Annotated in this window: 19 protein-coding genes; 2 read left to right on the top strand and 17 right to left on the bottom strand. The window is 58.3% G+C overall.

What is annotated here, in order from left to right; translation table 11 throughout:
- Positions 1–94: 94 nt before the first annotated feature.
- From ftsA to dksA, 15 genes are all read right to left on the bottom strand, one after another.
- A complete protein-coding gene (gene ftsA / locus AAFM15_RS03785) occupies positions 95–1,324 on the bottom strand; it encodes a cell division protein FtsA (protein WP_341685365.1) in 1,230 nt (409 codons plus the stop codon).
- Positions 1,325–1,372: 48 nt separating this feature from the next.
- Complete coding sequence (locus tag AAFM15_RS03780) at positions 1,373–2,170, bottom strand: cell division protein FtsQ/DivIB (protein ID WP_341685364.1); 798 nt, start codon at positions 2,168–2,170, stop codon at positions 1,373–1,375.
- Positions 2,167–3,129, bottom strand: a complete 963-nt coding sequence (locus tag AAFM15_RS03775) for a D-alanine--D-alanine ligase (protein ID WP_341685363.1) — start codon at positions 3,127–3,129, stop codon at positions 2,167–2,169. Before AAFM15_RS03775 ends, AAFM15_RS03780 begins: the two co-directional genes overlap by 4 nt.
- Positions 3,126–4,535 carry a UDP-N-acetylmuramate--L-alanine ligase gene (gene murC / locus AAFM15_RS03770; RefSeq protein WP_341685362.1) on the bottom strand — a complete coding sequence of 470 codons (1,410 nt, stop codon included), beginning with the start codon at positions 4,533–4,535 and terminating at the stop codon, positions 3,126–3,128. The genes AAFM15_RS03775 and murC overlap by 4 nt, the downstream gene beginning before the upstream one ends.
- Positions 4,532–5,596: an undecaprenyldiphospho-muramoylpentapeptide beta-N-acetylglucosaminyltransferase gene (gene murG / locus AAFM15_RS03765; RefSeq protein WP_341685361.1), complete on the bottom strand. Its 1,065-nt coding sequence runs from the start codon at positions 5,594–5,596 to the stop codon at positions 4,532–4,534. The genes murC and murG overlap by 4 nt, the downstream gene beginning before the upstream one ends.
- Complete coding sequence (gene ftsW, locus AAFM15_RS03760) at positions 5,593–6,882, bottom strand: putative lipid II flippase FtsW (protein WP_341685395.1); 1,290 nt, start codon at positions 6,880–6,882, stop codon at positions 5,593–5,595. Before ftsW ends, murG begins: the two co-directional genes overlap by 4 nt.
- An 8-nt stretch (positions 6,883–6,890) precedes the next feature.
- A complete protein-coding gene (murD, locus tag AAFM15_RS03755; protein WP_341685360.1) occupies positions 6,891–8,639 on the bottom strand; it encodes a UDP-N-acetylmuramoyl-L-alanine--D-glutamate ligase in 1,749 nt (582 codons plus the stop codon).
- Between the two features lie 3 nt (positions 8,640–8,642).
- Positions 8,643–9,821: a phospho-N-acetylmuramoyl-pentapeptide-transferase gene (gene mraY / locus AAFM15_RS03750; RefSeq protein ID WP_341685359.1), complete on the bottom strand. Its 1,179-nt coding sequence runs from the start codon at positions 9,819–9,821 to the stop codon at positions 8,643–8,645.
- Complete coding sequence (gene murF, locus AAFM15_RS03745) at positions 9,811–11,208, bottom strand: UDP-N-acetylmuramoyl-tripeptide--D-alanyl-D-alanine ligase (RefSeq protein WP_341685358.1); 1,398 nt, start codon at positions 11,206–11,208, stop codon at positions 9,811–9,813. The genes mraY and murF overlap by 11 nt, the downstream gene beginning before the upstream one ends.
- Entirely contained in the window at positions 11,205–12,692 is a 1,488-nt protein-coding gene (locus AAFM15_RS03740) for a UDP-N-acetylmuramoyl-L-alanyl-D-glutamate--2,6-diaminopimelate ligase (RefSeq protein ID WP_341685357.1), read from the bottom strand. Before AAFM15_RS03740 ends, murF begins: the two co-directional genes overlap by 4 nt.
- A complete protein-coding gene (locus tag AAFM15_RS03735) occupies positions 12,692–14,431 on the bottom strand; it encodes a penicillin-binding protein 2 (protein ID WP_341685356.1) in 1,740 nt (579 codons plus the stop codon). Before AAFM15_RS03735 ends, AAFM15_RS03740 begins: the two co-directional genes overlap by 1 nt.
- Entirely contained in the window at positions 14,428–14,730 is a 303-nt protein-coding gene (ftsL, locus tag AAFM15_RS03730; RefSeq protein WP_341685355.1) for a cell division protein FtsL, read from the bottom strand. The genes AAFM15_RS03735 and ftsL overlap by 4 nt, the downstream gene beginning before the upstream one ends.
- The gene (gene rsmH, locus AAFM15_RS03725) at positions 14,727–15,656 is read right to left on the bottom strand and encodes a 16S rRNA (cytosine(1402)-N(4))-methyltransferase RsmH (protein ID WP_341685354.1); all 930 of its coding nucleotides are present in this window, start codon (positions 15,654–15,656) and stop codon (positions 14,727–14,729) included. The genes ftsL and rsmH overlap by 4 nt, the downstream gene beginning before the upstream one ends.
- A 5-nt stretch (positions 15,657–15,661) precedes the next feature.
- Positions 15,662–16,090, bottom strand: coding sequence for a division/cell wall cluster transcriptional repressor MraZ (mraZ, locus tag AAFM15_RS03720; RefSeq protein ID WP_341685394.1), 429 nt, complete (start codon positions 16,088–16,090; stop codon positions 15,662–15,664).
- A gap of 320 nt (positions 16,091–16,410) precedes the next feature.
- On the bottom strand, positions 16,411–17,094 hold the full coding sequence (gene dksA / locus AAFM15_RS03715) for an RNA polymerase-binding protein DksA (protein WP_341685353.1): 684 nt from the start codon (positions 17,092–17,094) through the stop codon (positions 16,411–16,413).
- Positions 17,095–17,122: 28 nt separating this feature from the next.
- Between dksA and AAFM15_RS03710 the strand changes: the two genes are divergently transcribed.
- A complete protein-coding gene (locus AAFM15_RS03710) occupies positions 17,123–17,590 on the top strand; it encodes a hypothetical protein (RefSeq protein WP_341685352.1) in 468 nt (155 codons plus the stop codon).
- Positions 17,591–17,664: 74 nt separating this feature from the next.
- Here AAFM15_RS03710 and AAFM15_RS03705 read toward each other — a convergent pair whose 3' ends face one another.
- Entirely contained in the window at positions 17,665–18,762 is a 1,098-nt protein-coding gene (locus tag AAFM15_RS03705; RefSeq protein WP_341685351.1) for a GTP-binding protein, read from the bottom strand.
- 119 nt (positions 18,763–18,881) lie between these two features.
- Here AAFM15_RS03705 and AAFM15_RS03700 point away from each other — a divergent pair, with 119 nt between their 5' ends.
- On the top strand, positions 18,882–20,159 hold the full coding sequence (locus AAFM15_RS03700) for an FAD/NAD(P)-binding oxidoreductase (RefSeq protein WP_341685350.1): 1,278 nt from the start codon (positions 18,882–18,884) through the stop codon (positions 20,157–20,159).
- 4 nt (positions 20,160–20,163) lie between these two features.
- Here the strand turns inward: AAFM15_RS03700 and AAFM15_RS03695 are convergent, their stop codons facing one another.
- Complete coding sequence (locus tag AAFM15_RS03695; protein WP_341685349.1) at positions 20,164–21,165, bottom strand: tyrosine recombinase XerC; 1,002 nt, start codon at positions 21,163–21,165, stop codon at positions 20,164–20,166.

The following is a 21,165-nucleotide window of genomic DNA, read 5'->3' as shown; positions in this document are numbered from 1 at the left end:
TTTGTATGCGTTGGACGTTTTCGTCGTCGACATCGCGCTTGAGGGCCTGCTCTTGGCGGACTGCCTTGCTGAAAAAAATGTCTGTGAAAAACCATCAGAAGTTCCCCACAATGAAGTCCTTGAATCGGGTGAACGCGTTGTTCACCGAACTCTTTTTCTGGGTGACCTTGAAGCCGCGCAGGCGCGCCAGGCGAGCCTCTTCGAGGAGACCCATGACTGTGGCCGCACGCGGCTGACCTACCATGTCGGACAACGCGCCGCTGTATTTGGGAATGCCGCGACGCACGGGCTTGAGGAAGATGTCTTCACCCAACTCGATCATGCCGGGCATGACCGCGCTGCCTCCGGTAAGCACAATGCCCGAGGACAATACCTCCTCGTAACCCGATTCGCGTACCACTTGCTGCACCAAGGAAAAAATTTCTTCTACACGCGGCTCAATCACACCGGCCAAAGCTTGTTGGCTAAGCATGCGAGGACCACGATCGCCCAGACCCGGCACCTCCACCTGTGCCTCAGCGTTGGCCAACAACTGCTTGGCGTATCCGTTTTCCACCTTGATGTCTTCAGCGTCTTTTGTGGGCGTGCGCAGTGCCATCGCAATATCGCTGGTGATCAGGTCACCCGCAATCGGAATCACCGCAGTGTGGCGAATAGAGCCTCCCGCAAAAATAGCCACATCGGTAGTACCTGCGCCAATGTCAACGCAGGCCACGCCGAGCTCGCGCTCGTCTTCAGTCAGCACCGCCAAACTCGATGACTGTGGATTGAGCAGCAGCTGATCCACCTCGAGACCACAACGGCGCACGCATTTGATGATGTTCTCGGCTGCGCTTTGGGCGCCGGTCACGATGTGCACTTTCGCTTCCAGACGCATGCCGCTCATGCCAATAGGCTCTTTGACTTCTTGCCCGTCGATCACAAACTCTTGCGGCGCCACCAGCAGCAATCGCTGGTCTGTCGAAATATTGAGCGCACGGGCAGTTTCCATGACACGAGCGACATCCGCAGGACTGACTTCCTTGTCCTTGATGGCCACCATGCCGCTGGAGTTCAGACCCCGAATATGGCTGCCGGTAATGCCGGTGTTCACCCGCGTGATCTTGCAGTCGGCCATCAGCTCGGCTTCTTTCAGCGCTTGCTGAATGCTTTGCACCGTGGCGTCGATGTTGACCACCGCACCTCGCTTGAGTCCATTGCCGGGCGCAATGCCCAGTCCCGCCAACTTGAGGTCGCCTGAGCCCATCACTTCGGCCACCACCACCATGACTTTGGAGGTGCCAATGTCCAGACCAACGACCAGATCTTTGTATTCTTTAGCCATTTGTCATTCCACCATTCAGTTCAATTTCAATAAAACACATCACCACACTCAAGGTTTGCGTCCCGACACTTGCCCAGGCTCCACCGTGGTCACACCCTTGAGACGCAGTGCATACCCGTTTTCATGTCGCAAGTCGGCACTTTGCAAAGCGCTCGGATGACGGCCGTAACGCGCAGTGACTTGCGACAAGGTTTTCCAGAACACTTCCAGCCTGCCCATCACCTCACGGGCATTGCCTTTACCGAGTTCGAGCTGGGCGCCATGGCTTGTGCTCAAACTCCAGGTGCCACGACCCGAAAGCTGCAAGCGATCAATCGTCATATCCATGCCTTGAAACACCGGCTGCAACTGCTGGTACATCTCCAGAACGCGCCCCGCCTGATCTTGGGGCCCTTCAAAATGAGGAAGGTGCTCCACCTCTGCATCGTCTGCCTGCGCCTCAAACAAGTGTCCAAAGCGGTTGACCATGACACTGCCGCCAACCTCATCACCCCAAACAGCTACCGGGTGATGCTCCAGCAGGGAAACGCGCAAACGGTTCGGAAATTCACGTTGCACCACGGCGACTCGGACCCATGGAACAGCTTCAAAAGAATGGCGAATGCGTTGCAAGTTCATGGTGAAGAAGTTGCCAGTCATCTGCGGCAACACATTCGCACGCAAGGTCACTTCGTTGTTGTGCATGAGCTCGCCTTGCACCGTGATCCGGTTCAGGTTGAACAGCGGCAATCGCATCAGCCAGACCAAACTGCCATAGACGACGACACCGACAGCCACAACGGCCAGCACACTGGCAGTGAGGTTCATCAACCGCACATCCATCGGCAGGATCTGGGGCTTGCTCATGCAAGGTCCCCCTTTGGCAGCTCGTTGTCCAGCTGCGCGTCCTGCAACAACTGCAAACACAGTTGTTCGTAACTGATTCCAGCAGCACGGGCCGACATGGGCACCAGCGAATGCCCTGTCATGCCAGGAGAAGTGTTGATTTCCAGGAGATAAGGCTTACGTGTCTGACCATCGATCATCACGTCAATTCGCCCCCAGCCCCGGCAACCCAGTACTTGATAAGCCTTGATCACCAGGGCCTGAATGGCTTGTTCCTCGCCTGCAGGCAAACCACACGGTACCAGGTACTGCGTATCGTCGGTGAAGTACTTGTTCTGGTAGTCGTAATTTCCATCAGGGGCCACAATGCGAATGACCGGCAAAGCTTGCGCTCCGTCACCCCGACCCAAAACAGGACAGGTAACCTCATCGCCCACAATGCACTGCTCGCACAGAATGTCGGCATCGCAGCGCGCAGCCTCCTGCAAGGCTGGTGCCAGCTGCTCGGCACGGTCAACGCGGGTCACGCCAATCGAAGACCCCTCGCGCGCAGGCTTGACGATCATGGGTAAACCCAACTGTGCAATCAGGGCTTGCACATCCACCTGCGCCAGCGCTGATCGGTGAACCAGCACATGCTCTGGCGTCGATAAACCTTCTGCCACCCAGACGCGTTTGGTCATGGCTTTATCCATGGCGATGCTCGAAGCCATCACGCCCGAACCCGTGTATGGAATGCCCAGCAACTCCAGTGCGCCTTGCACCGCACCATCTTCACCGTAGCGGCCGTGCAGCGCAATAAAACACCGGTCCACGCCCAAAGACTTGAGTTCGTTCAAGTCCTGCTTGGCCGGATCAAACGGCTGCGCGTCCACACCCGATGTTTGCAGCGCCTGCAACACGCCCTGCCCGGACATGAGGGAGACTTCACGCTCGGCAGACAGCCCGCCCAACAGCACGGCGACTTTACCCAAGTTCATGCGACGCCTCCCAACTCCACCAGCTGCGCAGGCACACCGCCAATCGAGCCGGCACCCATGCAGATGAGCACATCACCATCGCGTGCATTGTTCAAAATGCCTTGCGGCATGTCTGCAATGTGCTCCAAAAAAACAGGTTCGACCTGGCCAGCCACACGCAGCGCGCGGGCCAACGAGCGCCCGTCGGCCGCTACGATGGGAGCCTCCCCTGCGGCATACACCTCGGACAACAGCACAGCATCGCACCCCTGACTGATGACTTTGACAAAGTCCTCAAAACAGTCGCGTGTACGGCTGTAACGGTGCGGCTGGAAAGCCAGTACCAGACGGCGTCCCGGGAACGCTCCTCGGGCTGCAGCCAGGGTGGCTGCCATTTCGACCGGATGGTGACCATAGTCATCGATCACCGTAAAGGACCCTTGTCCGTCGGCAGTACGCACATCTCCATAACGCTGGAAACGACGCCCCACACCCTTGAAGTCGGCCAACGCACTCAGAACGGCCTCATCAGGCACGCCCAACTCCACCGCAACAGCAATGGCAGCAAGTGCGTTGCGCACGTTATGCTCGCCGGCCAGATTCAAAACCACCTGCAAGTCAGGCAACGTCACGCCATTACGACGCTGGACGGTAAAGCGCATTTGACCATTCTGGGCAAGCACATCCACAGCTCGAACCTGAGCGCCTTCGTTCAAACCATACGTGGTGACAGGGCGCGCAACGTCGTTGAGGATAGCGCGCACACCCGCATCATCACTGCATACGATCGCCGTACCGTAAAAAGGCATTTTGTGCAGAAATTCCACGAATGCCTGTTTGAGCCGACCGAAGTCATGACCATAGGTTTCCATGTGGTCGGCATCAATATTGGTCACGACCGCCATCACCGGCAACAGGTTCAAAAACGATGCATCGGACTCGTCGGCCTCGACCACAATGTAGTCACCTGTGCCCAACTTGGCATTGGCACCAGCACTGTTCAGGCGCCCGCCAATCACAAACGTGGGGTCCAGACCCGCAGCTGCCAGCACACTTGCCACCAAACTGGTCGTGGTGGTTTTGCCATGCGTACCCGCAATGGCTACACCCTGTTTGAGACGCATGAGCTCAGCCAGCATGACGGCTCGTGGCACGATGGGAATGTGGCGCTCACGCGCAGCCACCACCTCGGGGTTGTCCGCCTTGACAGCGGTAGAAGTCACCACCGCATCAGCTTGCTTGACGTTGCTGGCAGCGTGTCCTATATGGGTTTCAATGCCCAAACTGGCCAAGCGGCGCAAGGTTGCGCTATCGCTCAGATCAGATCCCGAGATCTGGTAGCCCAGGTTCAACAAAACTTCGGCGATGCCGCTCATGCCAGAGCCACCCACGCCAATGAAATGAATCTTTCGGATGGCGTGCTTCATGCCAGCAACTCCTCACAAGCCATCACCACCTCCCGTGTCGCGTTTGTTTTGCGTTGTTTGAATGCGTTTTGCGCACAGACCTGCAGCTGTGCGCGCCCCAAAGTACGTAGACGCTCGGCCAGATCTTGCGCAGACAAATCCGACTGCTGTACCAGCCAAGCCCCCTCTTGCTCTGACAGGAAACGGGCATTGGTGGTCTGATGGTCATCCACGGCAAAAGGGAAAGGCACAAAAAGTGCGGCTGCACCAACCGCAGCAATTTCAGTGACCGTGCTGGCACCGGCGCGGGCAATGATCAAGTCCGCATTGGCAAACGCAGTGGCCGTGTCTTCGATAAAAGGTGTGAGCTCAGCCTGCACACCCGCTTGCGCGTAGGCCTCCCGCAGTGCATCTATTTGTTTAGCACCGCTTTGATGCGTGACCTGAGGCCGCTCGTTCTCTGGCAACAATGCCAAGGCTTGGGGAACCACTTCATTGAGCGCCTTGGCGCCGAGACTGCCGCCGACCACCAGCACCTTCAACGCGCCAGAGCGTCCTGCAAAGCGCTTGGCCGGATCGTCCTGCATCAAAAATGCCTGACGCAGCGGATTGCCCACCCACTGTGCGCCCGGCAACACGCCGGGGAAAGCCGTGAACACACGGTCAGCAAGTCGGGCCAGTACCTTATTGGCCAACCCAGCCACCGAGTTTTGCTCGTGCAACACCAAGGGCTTGCCCCAAAGGCTGGCCATCATGCCCCCCGGAAAGGTGATGTAACCACCCAGACCGATCACCACATCCGGTTTGACGCGTCGCACCACCTGAAGGCTTTGCCAGAAGGCACGCAACAAGCGCAGTGGCAACAGCGCCAGGGTCTTGAGTCCTTTGCCGCGCACGCCGCCAAACTGGACCGCCTCGAAAGCAAAACCTCGCGGGGGCACCAGTTGCGCCTCCATGCTGGCAGGAGCCCCCAGCCAGTGCACTTGCCAGCCTTGCTCACGCAGTGCCTCCGCCACAGCCAGTCCGGGGAAGATATGACCACCTGTGCCCCCCGCCATCACCAGAGCCTTGCGAATCTTCATGCGCGACCTCCCCGCATGAGTTGCTTGTTTTCTGCATCGATGCGCAAAACCACGGCGATCGCCACCAGATTCATCAAGATGGCCGACCCACCATAACTCATCAAAGGCAAAGTCAAGCCCTTGGTAGGCAACGCCCCCAAGTTGACGCCCATGTTGATGAAGGACTGAAAACCCACCCAAATGCCTACCCCCTGAGCCACCAGCCCCGCAAAAACTTTATCCATGGCAATGGCTTGACGTCCAATGACCATGATGCGACGGGTCAGCCACAAGAACAGCATGATCACCACCGTCACACCGACCAAGCCGAACTCTTCGCCAATGACAGCCAACAAGAAGTCGGTGTGCGCCTCGGGAAGCCAATGCAGTTTTTCAACACTGCCACCCAATCCAACACCAAAAATCTCGCCGCGTCCAATCGCGATCAGGGAATGCGAAAGTTGGTAGCCACGTCCCAACGCATGCTCGGCGCTGAAAGGATCCAGATAGGCAAAAATACGATCCCGCCTCCAAGGCGAGAACATGATCATCATCACAAAGGCGGCCACCAGCACGCCCAAAATCATGAAGAACATGCGTGCATTGACGCCGCCGAGGAACAAGATCCCCATGGCTGCAATCGCAATCACCATGAATGCGCCCATGTCCGGCTCAGCCAGCAAAAGCACACCCGTCATCGCGACGGCCGTCCCCATGGGCAACACGGCTTTGAAAAAGCGCTCCTTCACATCCATCTTGCGCACCATGTAGTCCGCGGCATAAATGATGGTGGCAAATTTGGCCAGCTCGGAAGGCTGGAAATTCATGAAACCCAGAGCAATCCAGCGACGCGCTCCGTTGACACCTTTGCCGATGTGCGGCACCAGCACCAGCACCAGCAACACCAACGCCACCAGGAACAAAGGTCGCGCCAGGCGCTCCCAGGTCTGCATCGGGATTTGGAAAGCGATCAATGACGCCACGAACGCCACCCCAATCGAGAGCACGTGCTTGATCAGAAACTGTGTGGAGGTGTAGCTGGCAAATCGCGGGTTGTCCGGCATGGCGATTGAAGCCGAGTACACCATGACCATGCCCCACATCAGCAAAGCAACAACCACTGCCACCAACTGACGATCTACACCTTGCATTTGCGCAGAAGACACCTGTCCGTTCTGGACAAATTCATACCCGCCCAGATTAACCGGCAAGTGAACCGCACTTGCGGACTGCGCTTGTAAACGTCCGCCCGACAGTGAGCTGAGCAGGCTCGACAGCGATTGACGAATCCGTTCGATCAGGGGCATCTGCTCGCTCACAGTGCGCCCTCCATGCTGTTGCCGCTGGCCAGCGCCAACTCCTGCACCTCATCGCAGAAGACTTTTGCACGATGAGCGTAATTGTCAAACATGTCCAGGCTTGCGCAAGCTGGCGAAAGCAGCACCGCATCGCCCGCTTGAGCCAGCACATGCGCTTGTTGCACAGCCTCCTGCAAGGTGGACACGAGGACTTTGGGCACGCTCACGTCATGCAAAGCTTGCTCAATCAAGGGGGCATCTTTGCCGATCAAGACCACGGCACGAGCACAACGCTGCACGGGTTCGAGCAGGGGAGAAAAGTCCTGCCCCTTGCCGTCGCCACCCAAAATCACGACCAAACGGCGGTCAGCTCCCAGCCCATCGAGCGCTGCAACCGTGGCACCCACATTGGTACCTTTGCTGTCGTCTACGAATTCGATGTCGTTGACCACCGCCACTGACTGCACACGATGCGGCTCGCCTTCGTATTCGCGCAAGCCGTAGAGCATCGGCGCCAAAGCGCAACCTGCGGCGCTGGCCAAAGCCAACGCAGCCAGAGCGTTGCTGGCGTTGTGCCGGCCGCGAATGCGCAGGGCATCCGCTGGCATCAGGCGTTGAATGAAGAGCTCTTCTTCCTCACCCTTGCGACGCTTGCGGGTTTCATCCGCTTCCTGCGCGCGCACCAACCAAGCCATGCCATTGACCACTTCCAGGCCCCAGTCGCCAGGGCGCTGCGGCATGCTCAAGCCAAAGGTGGTGTGCGCACGCACCACCGGTTTTTGCAGCTTCACGCGTACAGGTTCGGGCAGCATGGCCATCACGGTCGCATCTTCGCGGTTGAGCACCATCAAGCCTTGCTGGCCAAAAATACGAGCCTTGGCATCCGCATAGGCTTGCATCGAGCCGTGCCAGTCCAGGTGGTCCTGCGTCACATTGAGCACCGTGGCGGCTGTCGGTTCAAAGCCTTCGCTGCTGTCGAGCTGGAAGCTGGACAACTCCAGCACCCACACTTGTGGCAACACACGGGCCATGGCTGACAAGGCTGCAGGCGCCTGAACCGTCAGGGGCTCCAGGTTTTCTTCCTCATCCGCCGCAGGCAAATCCTGCACTTCGTCGGCCGAATCCGGGTTGTCCTCAGGCTCAGCCTCTTTGGGTTGCTGGGCGGCTGGCATGGTTGCTTGGGCAGCCAGGCGCTCAGCCTCGGCTTGCTGCGCTTCCAATTCCTGCTGCTCCAGCAAAGGAGCATCCACCTCGGCCTGGACCATCGCCTGCGCCAACGTATCCAGCAACGTCGGGCCAATGTTGCCAGCGACTTTCACCGTCTTGCCTGCTCGCGCCACCAGCTGACCCGTCAATGAAGTGACGGTGGTTTTACCGTTGGTGCCGGTGATGCCAAGCACCTTGGGTGCATAGGCAAAGCGTTCGTTCAGATCTTTCAGAGCCGCGGCAAACAAACTCAGTTCACCGCCTTGCCACAGGCCTGCTGCGCGTGCAGCATCGACCACCGGCGCCACCTCTGCTGGTGCCAACCCCGGGCTGCGGAACACAGCGCGCACGGGCGTACCCTCAACCAAAGCCGCGCTGAAGGAGCCGCTCACAAACTTCACCGCAGGCCACTCTGCATGCAAAGCTGCCAGCTGCGGGGGTGCCTCGCGCGTGTCGGCCACGGTCACCACCGCCCCATGGCGGGCGCACCAACGCGCCATGGCCAGGCCCGAAGCGCCTAGGCCAAGAATGAGAACGTGGAGGTCGCGCAACTGTTGCATCGCTTACCTCAGCTTGAGGGTGGACAAGCCCACCAGACACAGCAGCATGGTGATGATCCAGAAACGCACCACAACTTGCGTTTCTTTCCAGCCGCTCTTTTCAAAATGGTGGTGCAGGGGCGCCATCTTCAGGATCCGGCGACCCTCGCCGTATTTCTTCTTGGTGTATTTGAAATACGTCACCTGCAGCATGACCGACAGGGCCTCGACCACAAAGATACCGCCCATGATGGCCAGCACGATTTCCTGGCGCACGATGACGGCGATCGTGCCCAGCGCACCACCCAGGGCCAGCGCACCCACATCGCCCATGAAGACCTGTGCCGGATGGGTGTTGAACCACAGGAAAGCCAGGCCTGCACCCGCCATCGCAGCGCAGAAGATCATCAACTCACCCGAACCCGGGATGTAGGGAAAGAACAAGTATTTGGAATAAACCGAGCTACCCGTCACATAGGCAAACACACCCAGCGCCGAACCCACCATGACCACCGGCATGATGGCCAGGCCATCCAGACCATCCGTCAGATTGACCGCATTGCTCGAACCCACAATGACCAGGTAAGTCATGATGACAAAACCAAATACCCCCAACGGGTAACTGACCTCCTTGATGAAGGGCAGTTGCAAGCCTGCCTTGGGCGGCAGGTTGACATCGAAACCCGACATGACCCAATTGCCAAACAGCTCCACCACCTTGAGGTTGTTGCTCTCAGAGATGCTGAACACCAGGTAGAGGGCAGCCACCAGGCCGATCACGGATTGCCAGAAATACTTTTCCCGCGAGCGCATGCCCTCCGGGTCCTTGCGCACCACTTTGCGCCAGTCGTCTACCCAGCCGATAGCGCCAAAACCGAGCGTGACGATCAGCACGATCCAGACAAAGCGGTTGGACAGGTCAAACCACAACAACGTCGACAGCGCGATGGACAACAAAATCAGCACTCCGCCCATGGTGGGTGTGCCGCTCTTGACCAGGTGCGTCTGCATGGCGTATTCGCGAACCGGCTGACCGATCTTGAGCGCAGTCAGGCGCCGAATCACAAACGGACCGGCAATCAATCCGATCAACAATGCGGTCATGGCGGACATCACAGCGCGGAAAGTGATGTAGCTGAACACCCGCAGAAAACTCCACTCCGGATGCAGGCCCTGTAGCCATTGCGCCAGACTAAGCAGCATGGGTTTCTCCCTTTAGATCTTGTTCTTGCAAGGCCTCGACCACACGCTCCATCTTCATGAAGCGTGATCCTTTGACCACGATGCTGTTCACACTGCGCCAGACTGCAACCATGGCGGCTTGTAACGACGCCATGTCGGCGAAATGTTGACCACGCTGAGCGCCAAAAGCCCGGTTTGCATGCAGACTCAAATCGCCCAAGGTCAACAACGCATCAATGCCTTTTTCGAGGGCATAAGCACCGACCTCGGCATGGAACTGCGGCCCCTGATCGCCCACTTCACCCATGTCACCCAGCACCAGCAAACGGGGACCGGGCAGCTCAGAAAGCACATCGATGGCCGCACGTACTGAATCCGGGTTCGCGTTATAGGTGTCGTCCACCAGGGTGATACGCCCTTCATCAAGCGCCAATACACGCGAACGACCCTTGACCGGCTCAAATGCCTGCAGGCCTTGGACGACAGCGGTCAAAGGCACCCCCGCGGCCAGCGCGCATGTGGCTGCAGCCAATGCATTCTTCACGTTGTGTCGCCCGGCAATGTGCAGCGTCACCGGTGCGGTACCTTGCTCTGTCTTGAGCGTGAACTGCCAGGCTCCAGCGTGCCAGACCACCACAGCTGCGCACACCGACGCGTGTGGAGCACCAAATTGCAGCTGCGTGCACGCACCGGCCAAACGCTGCCACACAGGCGTCCACTCATCCTGGGCAGGGAAAACAGCTACGCCACCATCAGGCAAAGCTGCGAACACTGAACCGTTTTCTTCAGCCACCGCCTGTACAGTGTGCATGAACTCCTGGTGCTCACGCTGGGCGTTATTGACCACTGCCACCGTGGGTCGAGTCATGTTGGCCAGGTAAGCAATTTCACCGGGGTGATTCATCCCCAACTCCACCACCGCAATGCGGTGATGTGCGCGCAAACCCAGCAAGGTCAATGGCACGCCAATGTCGTTGTTCAAATTGCCGCGCGTGGCATAGGCTGCATCACCAGCATGTGCGCGCAAAATGCTGGCAATCATTTGCGTGACTGTGGTCTTGCCATTGCTGCCAGTCACAGCAATCAAGGGCAGATTAAATTGCGCACGCCACCCTGCAGCCAGCTCACCCAAGGCCATACGGCTGTCAGGCACCACAAGTGCAGGAAGGCCAGCCTGTCGCGCGGCCTCTGCGCCCGAGGGTTCACACAGCACGGCTGAGGCCCCTTGCGTTGCAGCCTGGGCCACAAAGTTGTTGGCATCAAAGCGCTCGCCGCGCAAGGCCACAAACAAATCACCGGCTTGCAGCGTACGTGTATCGGTGTGCACCCGCGCCACGCGTACGCCGTCAACGCGTTCAGCCTGAACGCTGCTCAGCCACGTGCTTGCCTGGGTCAATGACAGGTTCATGCCACCACCTCTTTGAACGCCTCAGCCAGATGCAGCGCATCGGAAAACGGATAAAAGACCCCAGCCACTTCCTGAGTGGTTTCATGACCTTTGCCCGCCACCAGCACCACATCCTTGGCGCTCGCAGTCGTGACGGCATGTCGGATGGCCATCGCACGATCTTCAATCACGGTACATGTCGCCTGGCTCGACAGACCCGCACACACCTGCGCCAGGATGGCCTCAGGCGATTCGGATCGAGGGTTATCGCTGGTCAGTACGACTGCATCCGCGCAGCGCTCAGCGACCGCCCCCATCAGGGGACGCTTGCTGGCATCACGATCGCCACCGCAGCCAAACACACACCACAACTGTCCACCACGTTCCTCAGCCAGCGGGCGCAAAGCCTGCAAAGCATGCTCCAAGGCATCAGGTGTATGAGCGTAGTCCACCAACGTCAGAGGCCCCTTCACCCCTTGAGGCAAGACCACGGCCTGCATACGACCTGGTACAGCCGTCAGACGGCCACAAATGTCAGAGGCATCCTGTAAAGACACCCCTTGCGCTCTCAAGGCTGCGATGACGCACAACAGGTTATCGATGTTGTAGTCGCCTGCAAGCGTGGTTTGCACACGGCAGCAGAGGTCACCCTCGAACACATCAAATGCCAAGCCTTGCGAATACGCCACGGGATGGGCACGCAAGCGTGCAGAGTGCTTGCGTCCACAGGTCCACAGATCAAGACCTGAATTTTTGAGCTCATCCGCCAGTTGAAGACCGCGAGGATCGTCCACATGCACCACAGCGACTTTCAAGCCGGCCCAGTTGAACAGGGCCCGTTTGGCCTGCCAATAGGCTTGCATATTGCCGTGGTAGTCCAGGTGGTCTTGCGTGAAATTGGTAAAGATGGCCGTACGAATGCGCGTGCCATCCAATCGATGCTCAGCCAAGCCAATGGAAGAAGCCTCGATGGCGCAATACGTTGCACCGGCATCCAAGGCGTCCACAAATGCTTGCTGCAAGCGAACCGGGTCAGGGGTCGTCATGCCCGTGTAGTTCAGATCAGGCCAGATCCCCATCCCCAAAGTACCCACTACCCCGCAACGCTGGACACCGCCCACCATCGACAACGCCTGCGCCAACCAGCATGCAGTTGACGTTTTACCGTTCGTGCCGGTAACCGCGATGACATGCAAACGCTCGCTGGGATGGGCATGAAAAGCATCTGCCACCACGCCCGTGTTGCGCTTGAGATCGGGCAAAGTGGCCACGCGCTGCGCAGGCTCCACATTGCACCAAGTCTCACTGCCTTGGGCTTCGATCAAACAGGCTGCCGCCCCCTGAGCCAGCGCTGCCGGCACAAAACGACGACCATCCACGGCTGCCCCAGGCCAGGCAATAAAACCGTCGCCTGCTCCAACCTTGCGGCTGTCTGCATGCAAAACGCCCGTGACGCTTTCACGCAGCCACTGAGCGGCTTGTTGCGGCGTGTGAAGTTCGATCATCAGAACGACTCCTCCACCGTTTGGGTCACCACCTGAGGCTTGACCGCCATGTCTGGCTGCACCCCCAGGACACGCAAGGTTTGTTGAACCGCCTCGCTGAACACCGGAGCCGCCACATCACCACCGTAATATTTACCATTGCTGGGCTCATCGATCATGACCGCCACCACAATGCGTGGCGCCTCTATCGGCGCCATCCCCACAAACACGCCGCGGTATTTGTTGCCCGCATAACCCTTACCCTCTTGCTTGTGTGCCGTGCCGGTCTTGCCTCCGACCGAATAGCCCATGGTCTGGGCCTTTTGTGCAGTCCCGCCCGGGCCTGCGGCCATATTGAGCATTTTTCGAACAGCACGTGCATTGGCCACACTGATGACGCGCACGCCCTGCACCGGCGCATCGGACTTGAGCAAACCGGGATTGACTACTTCACCATCGCGCGCAAACAGTGTGTAGGCACGCGCCAGTTGCAGCAGACTGACCGACTGACCATAGCCGTAACTCATGGTGGCCTGCTCGATGGGGCGCCAGGTCTTGTAGGGTCGCAGACGACCCGCAGCCACACCCGGGAAAGGCACATTGGGTTTCTGACCCAAGCCCACCTCGGTGAACATTTCCCACATGTCACGCGGCGTCATTTGCATGGCAATCTTGACCGTGCCAACGTTGCTGGACTTCTGAATCACCTCATTGACCGTCAGCGGGCCATGTGGATGGGCATCCGTGATGGTCGATCCGGTGATATTGATTCGGCCCGGCGCAGTCTGGATCACCGTTTCCGGCCGGATCAGGTTTTTTTCCAAAGCCAACGCAATGGCGAAGGGCTTCATGGTCGAGCCCGGCTCAAAAGTGTCTGTCAACGCGCGGTTGCGTAACTGCTCACCACTTAAATTGACACGCTTGTCAGGCTTGTAGCTCGGGTAGTTAGCCAGGGCCAGCAGCTCGCCACTGTGTGCGTCGAGCACCACCACACTACCGGCCTTGGCTTTGTGCTCCAGCACGGCCTCACGCAGCTTCTGGTAGGCAAAGAACTGAACCTTGCTGTCAATCGAGAGTTGAATATCGCGACCATCCTCGGGCGGCAAGACATCGCCCACCGTTTCGACCACACGCCCCAAACGATCCTTGATCACACGGCGAGAGCCCGGCTTACCTGCCAGCGCCTTCTGGAACACCAATTCGACACCCTCTTGCCCCTGGTCTTCCACATTGGTAAAGCCCACAATGTGGGCTGCAGCTTCACCTTCGGGGTACAGACGCTTGTATTCCTTATGGCTGTAAATCCCCTTGATACCCAGCGCAAGAACGGCTTTTGCATCAGGCTCGTCCATCTGCCGGCGCAGCCAGACAAACGTCTTGTCGTCATCTTCGAGCTTTTTATCCAGCGCCGATGCGCTCATGCCCAGAAGCTTGGCCAGCTCCTTCAATTTGGCGGGGTCGCGCTCCATTTCCTCTGGATTGGCCCAGATGCTGGGCGCAGGGACGCTGGAGGCGAGCAGCATGCCATTTCGATCGATAATTTTGCCGCGGCTCGGAGGCATCACCAGCGTCCGGGCATAACGCACCTCACCCTGGCGCTGGAAGAAGTCGTTGTTGAAGACCTGCACGTAAGCCGCACGGCCCACCAGCCCCAGGAAACCCAAAGCCATGGCAGCCACAATGAATTTACTGCGCCAGACTGGCGTCTTGCTGGCCAGCAAGGGACTGGTGGAGAACTGAACGCTGCGGCTGCCGCTCATTTCGCCACTCCCGCAGACGCCCCACCAGCGTTGCCCGGCGTCATCGACACATATTGAGTGATAGCAGGCGTGGCCACACGCATTTGCAGTTTCTGCTGGGCCAGCGACTGCACGCGCTGGGGCGTTGCCTGCGCACGACGCTCAACCAGCAGACGCTGATGCTCCACTTCAAGCAAGGCCGATTCCTTGTTGACTTTTTCAATGGCCATCACCAAACGACGCGTCTCGTATTGCGAACGCACCAAGGCCAGGGCACTGAGCACCACCGCCACCAGCAACAACACATTGAGGCGTATCATGCCGGCACCTCCGTGCGCTCAGCCACACGCATGATGGCGCTGCGCGAACGCGCATTCGCAGCCACCTCAGCCTCGCTCGGCTTGACACGCTCCAGCGCTTTCAGATGCATCGGTTTAGGCTGCGCAAACGGTACACGGCGATCTACCACCTCTTTGCTGTGCTTGGCGATGAACTGCTTGACGATACGGTCTTCCAGCGAATGAAAACTGATCACCACCAGCCGCCCGCCCGGACGCAGCACCCGAACAGCCGCTTCTAGCGCCTGCTGGAGCTCTTCAAGCTCGGCGTTGATGAAAATCCGAAGAGCCTGAAATGTCCGCGTTGCAGGGTTCTGACCCGGCTCGCGGGTTTTGACCGTGTCAGCCACGAGCTGGGCCAATTCAGTGGTGGATGAAATTGGGCCCCGCTCCTGTCGGCGAGCCACAATCGCCTTTGCAATCTGAACAGCAAACCGTTCTTCGCCATAGTCACGAATCACCTCTGCAATCTGCCCCATTTCGGCGGAGGCCAACCACTCGGCCACACTTTCGCCGCGCGTGGGATCCATGCGCATGTCCAGGGGACCTTCAAAACGAAAAGAAAAACCCCTTGCGGGGTCATCAATCTGGGGGGAGCTCACCCCCAAGTCCAAAAGCACCCCGTCGACACTGCCATCGGGCAATTCCTGGAGATGCCGGAACCCCTCGTGGCGAATACTCAGGCGCACATCCTGAATCTGACGCGCTTGAGCAATAGCCTCCGGATCCTTGTCAAACACCGTCAGGCGCCCTTGCGGATCCAGGCGCGACAAGATCAGTCGCGAATGCCCGCCACGACCAAAGGTGCCATCCACATAATGCCCCGCAGCGCCCGCAGCCGAAGCCAACAAAGCTTCAACAGCAACATCAAGCATGACGGTAATGTGGGCAAGCACGGGCGCGGTCATGGCACTCAGAACGAGAAGTCCTTGAACACATCGGGCATTTCGCCCTGCATGGCCTGCGCCTCTTGCGCGTCATAAGTGGCCTTATCCCACAGCTCGAAATGGTTGCCCATGCCCAGCAGCATGGTGTCTTTCGAGATGCCGGCGGCTTGGCGCAACTCGGGCGAAATCAACACCCGCCCCGTGCCGTCCATCTCCACATCCATGGCATTGCCCAGGAAGATGCGCTTCCACCACTGCGCCGACATCGGCAACTGAGCAATACGCTCACGGAACTTTTCCCACTCGGGACGGGGAAACACCATCAGACAGCCGTGCGGGTGCTTGGTGATCGTGAGCTGACCACCCGCCGTGGCCGACAGGACGTCACGGTGCCTTGTCGGTACCGACAAACGCCCCTTTCCATCCAGACTCAGCGACGATGCACCTTGAAACACGATCTTGACCTTTGGCATTGATAGCGCACAGCGGGCACTTTTTCCCACTTAATTGCACTTTCTTGCACTGTATCAGGATTTCCGAGCCAAGCAAGCGTGTTTTTCCAAAAAATCCCAATGAAATCAATGGCTTACAGGTGTTTTGAAGAAGTTTTAAATGGATTTTTTCATTACAAATTAGGCACTTAGAAACCACTATAAAAGTAAGATGTGAAGGCATCGAGGACATAAAAATATTTTTTCACCACAGCCGTAATTAACCCCCAGAAACACAAAAGCCCCTGAAAAGGGGCTTCGCGGGATCGGCAAAAGGCACTTGATCAATCGCCAAACATCTTTTGCTTGAGTTCGCGGCGCTGCTGGGCCTCCAGCGACAGCGTGGCCGTAGGACGCGCGAGCAAACGCCCAACACCGATCGGTTCACCCGTTTCATCGCAATAACCGTAATCACCGGCATCGATCAGATTGATGGACTGCTCGATTTTCTTGAGCAGCTTGCGCTCACGGTCTCGGGTACGCAACTCCAAGGCATGCTCTTCTTCAATCGTGGCACGGTCTGCAGGATCGGGCACGACCACCGTGTCTTCGCGCAGGTGTTCTGTGGTCTCGCCAGCATTGTCAAGAATGCCCTGCTTGAGTTCGACCAGCTTGCGTCTGAAAAAAGCCAGTTGTACATCGTTCATGTACTCGGCCTCTGGCATGGCCAGGATTTCCTCATCGGTCAAGGCTTCAACGGATTTGTTTTTCCAGTTGTTGGCCAGTTTGGGATTTTTCTTCACAGAGGTCAGAGGAGCAGAAATAACAGGGGATGGCATTGTAGGTAAATAACTTGATTTGGCCGCCGTCGAGGCCACGCTTTGGGCCATGGACGGCACTGTGATTTGCGCGAGACGAGCCGACGCCTTGCTGGCGCGCGGCACAGCCGCAGTCTGGACAGGCGCTGCAGACACCACAGGCGCTGGCTTGGTCGCTGGAGCAGCCACCACGGGAGCGGCTTTGCTCACGACCTTGGCCGCAGGCTTGGCGAGCGCCTTGGGCGCAACAACTTTCGTCGGGGACTTGGCTGGGGCTTTTGCAGATGTTTTTGAAGTCGCTTTCACCCCCGCTTTGACAGCCGCTTTAACAGCCGTCTTCTCCTTGACAGGTTTTGCAACAGGCTTGGCTTTGGCGGCGGGTTTAGCCCCAACCTTGGGCTTGGCAGCGGCCTTCACAGGCGTGTTTGCTTTGACTGCTTTAGCGGCATTTTTAACTGCCGCTTTCACGGGCACCATCTTTTTGGAGGCAGCTTTGGGTGCAGGCTTCTTGGCCACTGGTTTGGCTTTGGATGCACTTGCTTTAGCCACGGGTGCTTTCACGGCTTTGGCTTTAGGTGCTGCAGCTTTGGGGGCTACCGATTTCTTGGTCACAGCCGCCTTTTTGGCAGCCGTCTTTTTTACCGCATTCACGTCATGTCTCCTTGGCGTGTGCACAAAGGTGCCTCTTACAGGCCGGCGATTGTAGCGATTAGAACGGTCAAATTCCGCATTTGACGTGAATTCATTGTTTTTTACGCCATAGCGCGCCGTGCTTGATCATCAGACCAGGCTTTGCTCCAGCCCCTGAATCAGAATATCTTTAGGCAAATCGATTCCAATGAACACCATTTTGCTTATTTTGGTTTCGTTATCGGTCCACAACGGCCCCAGGTCACTGCCCATGAGCTGGTGCACGCCCTGGAAGATGACTTTGCGCTCGGTGCCCTTCATGTAAAGCACCCCCTTGTAGCGCAGCATGCGCGGGCCATAGATATTGACGATAGCCCCCAAAAAGTCTTCCAGCTTGGCCGGATCGAACGGACGTTCGGTCTTGAACACAAAACTCTTGACGTCGTCATCATGGTGATGATGGTGCGGGTGGTTGCAGTGCTCGCCGTGTTCGTGGTCATGGTGGTGTTCGTGACCACAATGCTCATCGTGCACATGCTCATGATCGTGGTCATGGCCGCAATGCTCGTCATGCACATGATCATGATCGCCTGCGTTCAAGAAGTCCGGATCGATGTCGAGCTTGGCGTTCAGGTTAAAGCCGCGCAGGTCAAACACCTCCTTGAGCGGCACCTCTCCAAAATGCACCACCTTTTGCGGCGCGCGAGGATTCATGTGCTTGAGACGGTGCTGCAAAACTTCCAGCGCCTCGGAGGACACCAAATCCGCCTTGCTGATGAACATCTGGTCCGCGAAACCCACCTGACGCTGAGCCTCGACACGGTCGGTCAGCTGCTGCTGAGCGTGCACGGCATCTACCAGTGTCAGCACAGAATCCAGCATGAACGTCTCGGCAATTTCATCATCCATGAAAAAGGTTTGCGCCACCGGGCCCGGGTCGGCCAGACCTGTGGTCTCGATCACCACACGGTCAAACGACAGCAGACCCTTGCGGCGTTTGGCTGCCAGCAACTGCAGCGTGGCACGCAGGTCTTCGCGGATGGTGCAACACACGCAACCATTGCTCATCTGGATGATCTGCTCGTTGGTCTCGGAGACCAGAATGTCGGTATCAATGTTCTCCTCACCGAACTCGTTTTCAATGACGGCAATCTTCATGCCGTGAGCTTCGGAAAGCACACGCTTGAGCAGCGTGGTCTTGCCCGAGCCCAGAAAGCCGGTCAGGATGGTGGCGGGGATGAGTGCCATGTAAGCTCCGATTCAGGTCGCAAAAAAATCTTTCAGAACCAAGGAGTATCCGCGATTACATACCCCCGGGGTATGCGGTACGATGTTTTCGTTCAAGACATTTCCAACGAGGAGAAAGCATGGCACATATCGTGATTCTGGGCGCCGGCATTGGCGGCATGCCCATGGCCTATGAGATGAAAGCAGCAGCTCGCCCGGGCGACACGGTGACCGTGATCAGCGACTCTCCCCGCTTCCACTTTGTGCCCTCCAACCCCTGGGTGGCCGTGAACTGGCGCAAGCGCAAAGACATTGAAATGGACATCGAGCCCGCACTCGGTCGCAAAGGCATCAAAGCCATTACCCAGGCCGCCAAACGCGTGCATCCTGATCAGAACAAAATCGAGTTGCTGGATGGCACTGTGGTCAATTACGACTATCTGGTCATTGCCACCGGCCCCAAACTCGCTTTCGACGAAATCCCTGGCTTGGGTCCTGACGGCCATACCCAATCCATCTGCCACGTCAGCCACGCCGAAACGGCCCAGCTCAACTGGGACAGATTTGTCGCCGATCCCGGCCCTATCGTGGTCGGCGCGGTGCAGGGCGCTTCGTGCTTCGGTCCTGCCTACGAATACGCTTTCATCATGGACACCGACCTGCGCAAGCGCAAGATCCGCGACAAAGTGCCCATGACCTTCGTGACCTCCGAGCCCTACATTGGTCACCTCGGCCTGGGTGGTGTGGGTGACTCCAAAGGCCTGCTTGAAGCGGCCATGCGTGATCGCCACATCAAGTGGATCTGCAACGCCAAGACCACCAAAATTGAAAACGGCAAGATGTACGTCACCGAGCACGACGACATGGGTAACCCCAAACGTGAGCATGAGCTACCCTTCAAGCACTCCATGATGCTGCCCGCTTTCAAGGGGGTGGATGCCGTGTTCGGCATCGAAGGCCTGACCAACCCACGGGGCTTCATCACCATTGATGAGCACCAGCGCAACCCCAAGTTCCACAACATCTTCAGCGTGGGTGTGTGCGTGGCCATTCCGCCTGTGGAGCCCACACCGATTCCTTGCGGCACCCCCAAGACCGGCTACATGATCGAGTCCATGGTGACCGCTACTGCCCACAACATCCGCGAAATGCTCGACGGCAAAGAACCCAGCCACAAAGCCACCTGGAACACCGTGTGTCTGGCTGACTTTGGCGACACCGGCGCCGCCTTCGTGGCCCTGCCCCAAATCCCGCCCCGTAACGTCAGCTGGTTTGGCGAGGGCAAGTGGGTCCACCTGGCCAAGGTTGCATTCGAGAAGTACTTCCTGCGCAAAATGCAAAAAGGTACGTCCGAACCCTATTACGAAAAAATGGTCATGGACATGCTGGGCATCGTCAAGCTGCGCAGCAAGAAGTGACCGGTCAGGGTTTGCGTTTTGCCCTGGGGTGGGCCGCGTCGTAGGCTTTGGCCAAGTGCTGAAAGTCCAGACGTGTGTACACCTGCGTGGTGCTGATGTTGGCGTGGCCCAGCAACTCCTGCACCGCGCGCAAATCGCCGCTGGACTGCAGCAGATGGCTGGCAAACGAGTGCCGCAGCATGTGCGGATGCACTGGCGTGGCCAAGCCTGCCATCAGGCTGCGCCGGCGTAGCCGCTGCCAGACCGATTGCGCCGTCAACCGCGTCCCACGCTGCCCCACAAACAGCGCCAGCGACGCACTACTCGCCATGGGAACAGGCTGGTCGAGCATGCCCGTCAACTGCATACGGATGGGCAGCCATTGCTGCAGCGCCTGAAGAGCCTGCGCGCCCAAAGGCACTGTTCGACGTTTACCCCCCTTACCCTGCACCTGTACCTCGGCGGTCTGCAGATCAATCCAGCCGCGCCCGGCCTGCAGGGCCTGCGTGCTGGCCACTACATCCAGCCCCGTAAGCTCACCCACCCGCAAGCCACAGCCATAGAGCAACTCCACCATCGCAACATCTCGCACCTGCAACCAAGGGTCATCGGCCCCGCTGTCGTGCTCGGCCAATGCCACCGCATCATCCACCCCCAGCGCTTTGGGCAAGGGTTTGGCCGCCTTTGGGGCGCGCACGCCTTGCACCGGATTGGCGGGCACCGCGCCCTCACGGGCGAGCCAGTCATAAAAGCCGCGCCAGCCCGACAAAATCAGCGCAATACCGCGTGGGCTGCGGCCCTGGCTGTGCATGCGCACAACCCAGCCGCGCACATGGTGCGATAGCACCTGCGTCACATCCACCTCGGCCTCTCCAGCCCAAGCTTGCAAACGCTCCAAATCCTGGGTGTAAAGCGCGCAGGTACGCTGGGCCAAGCGTTTCTCGAAGCGAACATGGTCCAGATAGCGAGCCACCCAAGGATCGCCAGCCAGGGGCGTCAGGTTGTGCTGCAACGGTGCAGCGCTCAT

The sequence above is a fragment of the Limnohabitans sp. genome, from assembly GCF_038134685.1.
GTDB lineage: Bacteria > Pseudomonadota > Gammaproteobacteria > Burkholderiales > Burkholderiaceae_C > Limnohabitans_A.
Note: the sequence above shows the minus strand (reverse complement) of the source record. Positions and strands in the feature narration are given on the sequence as shown.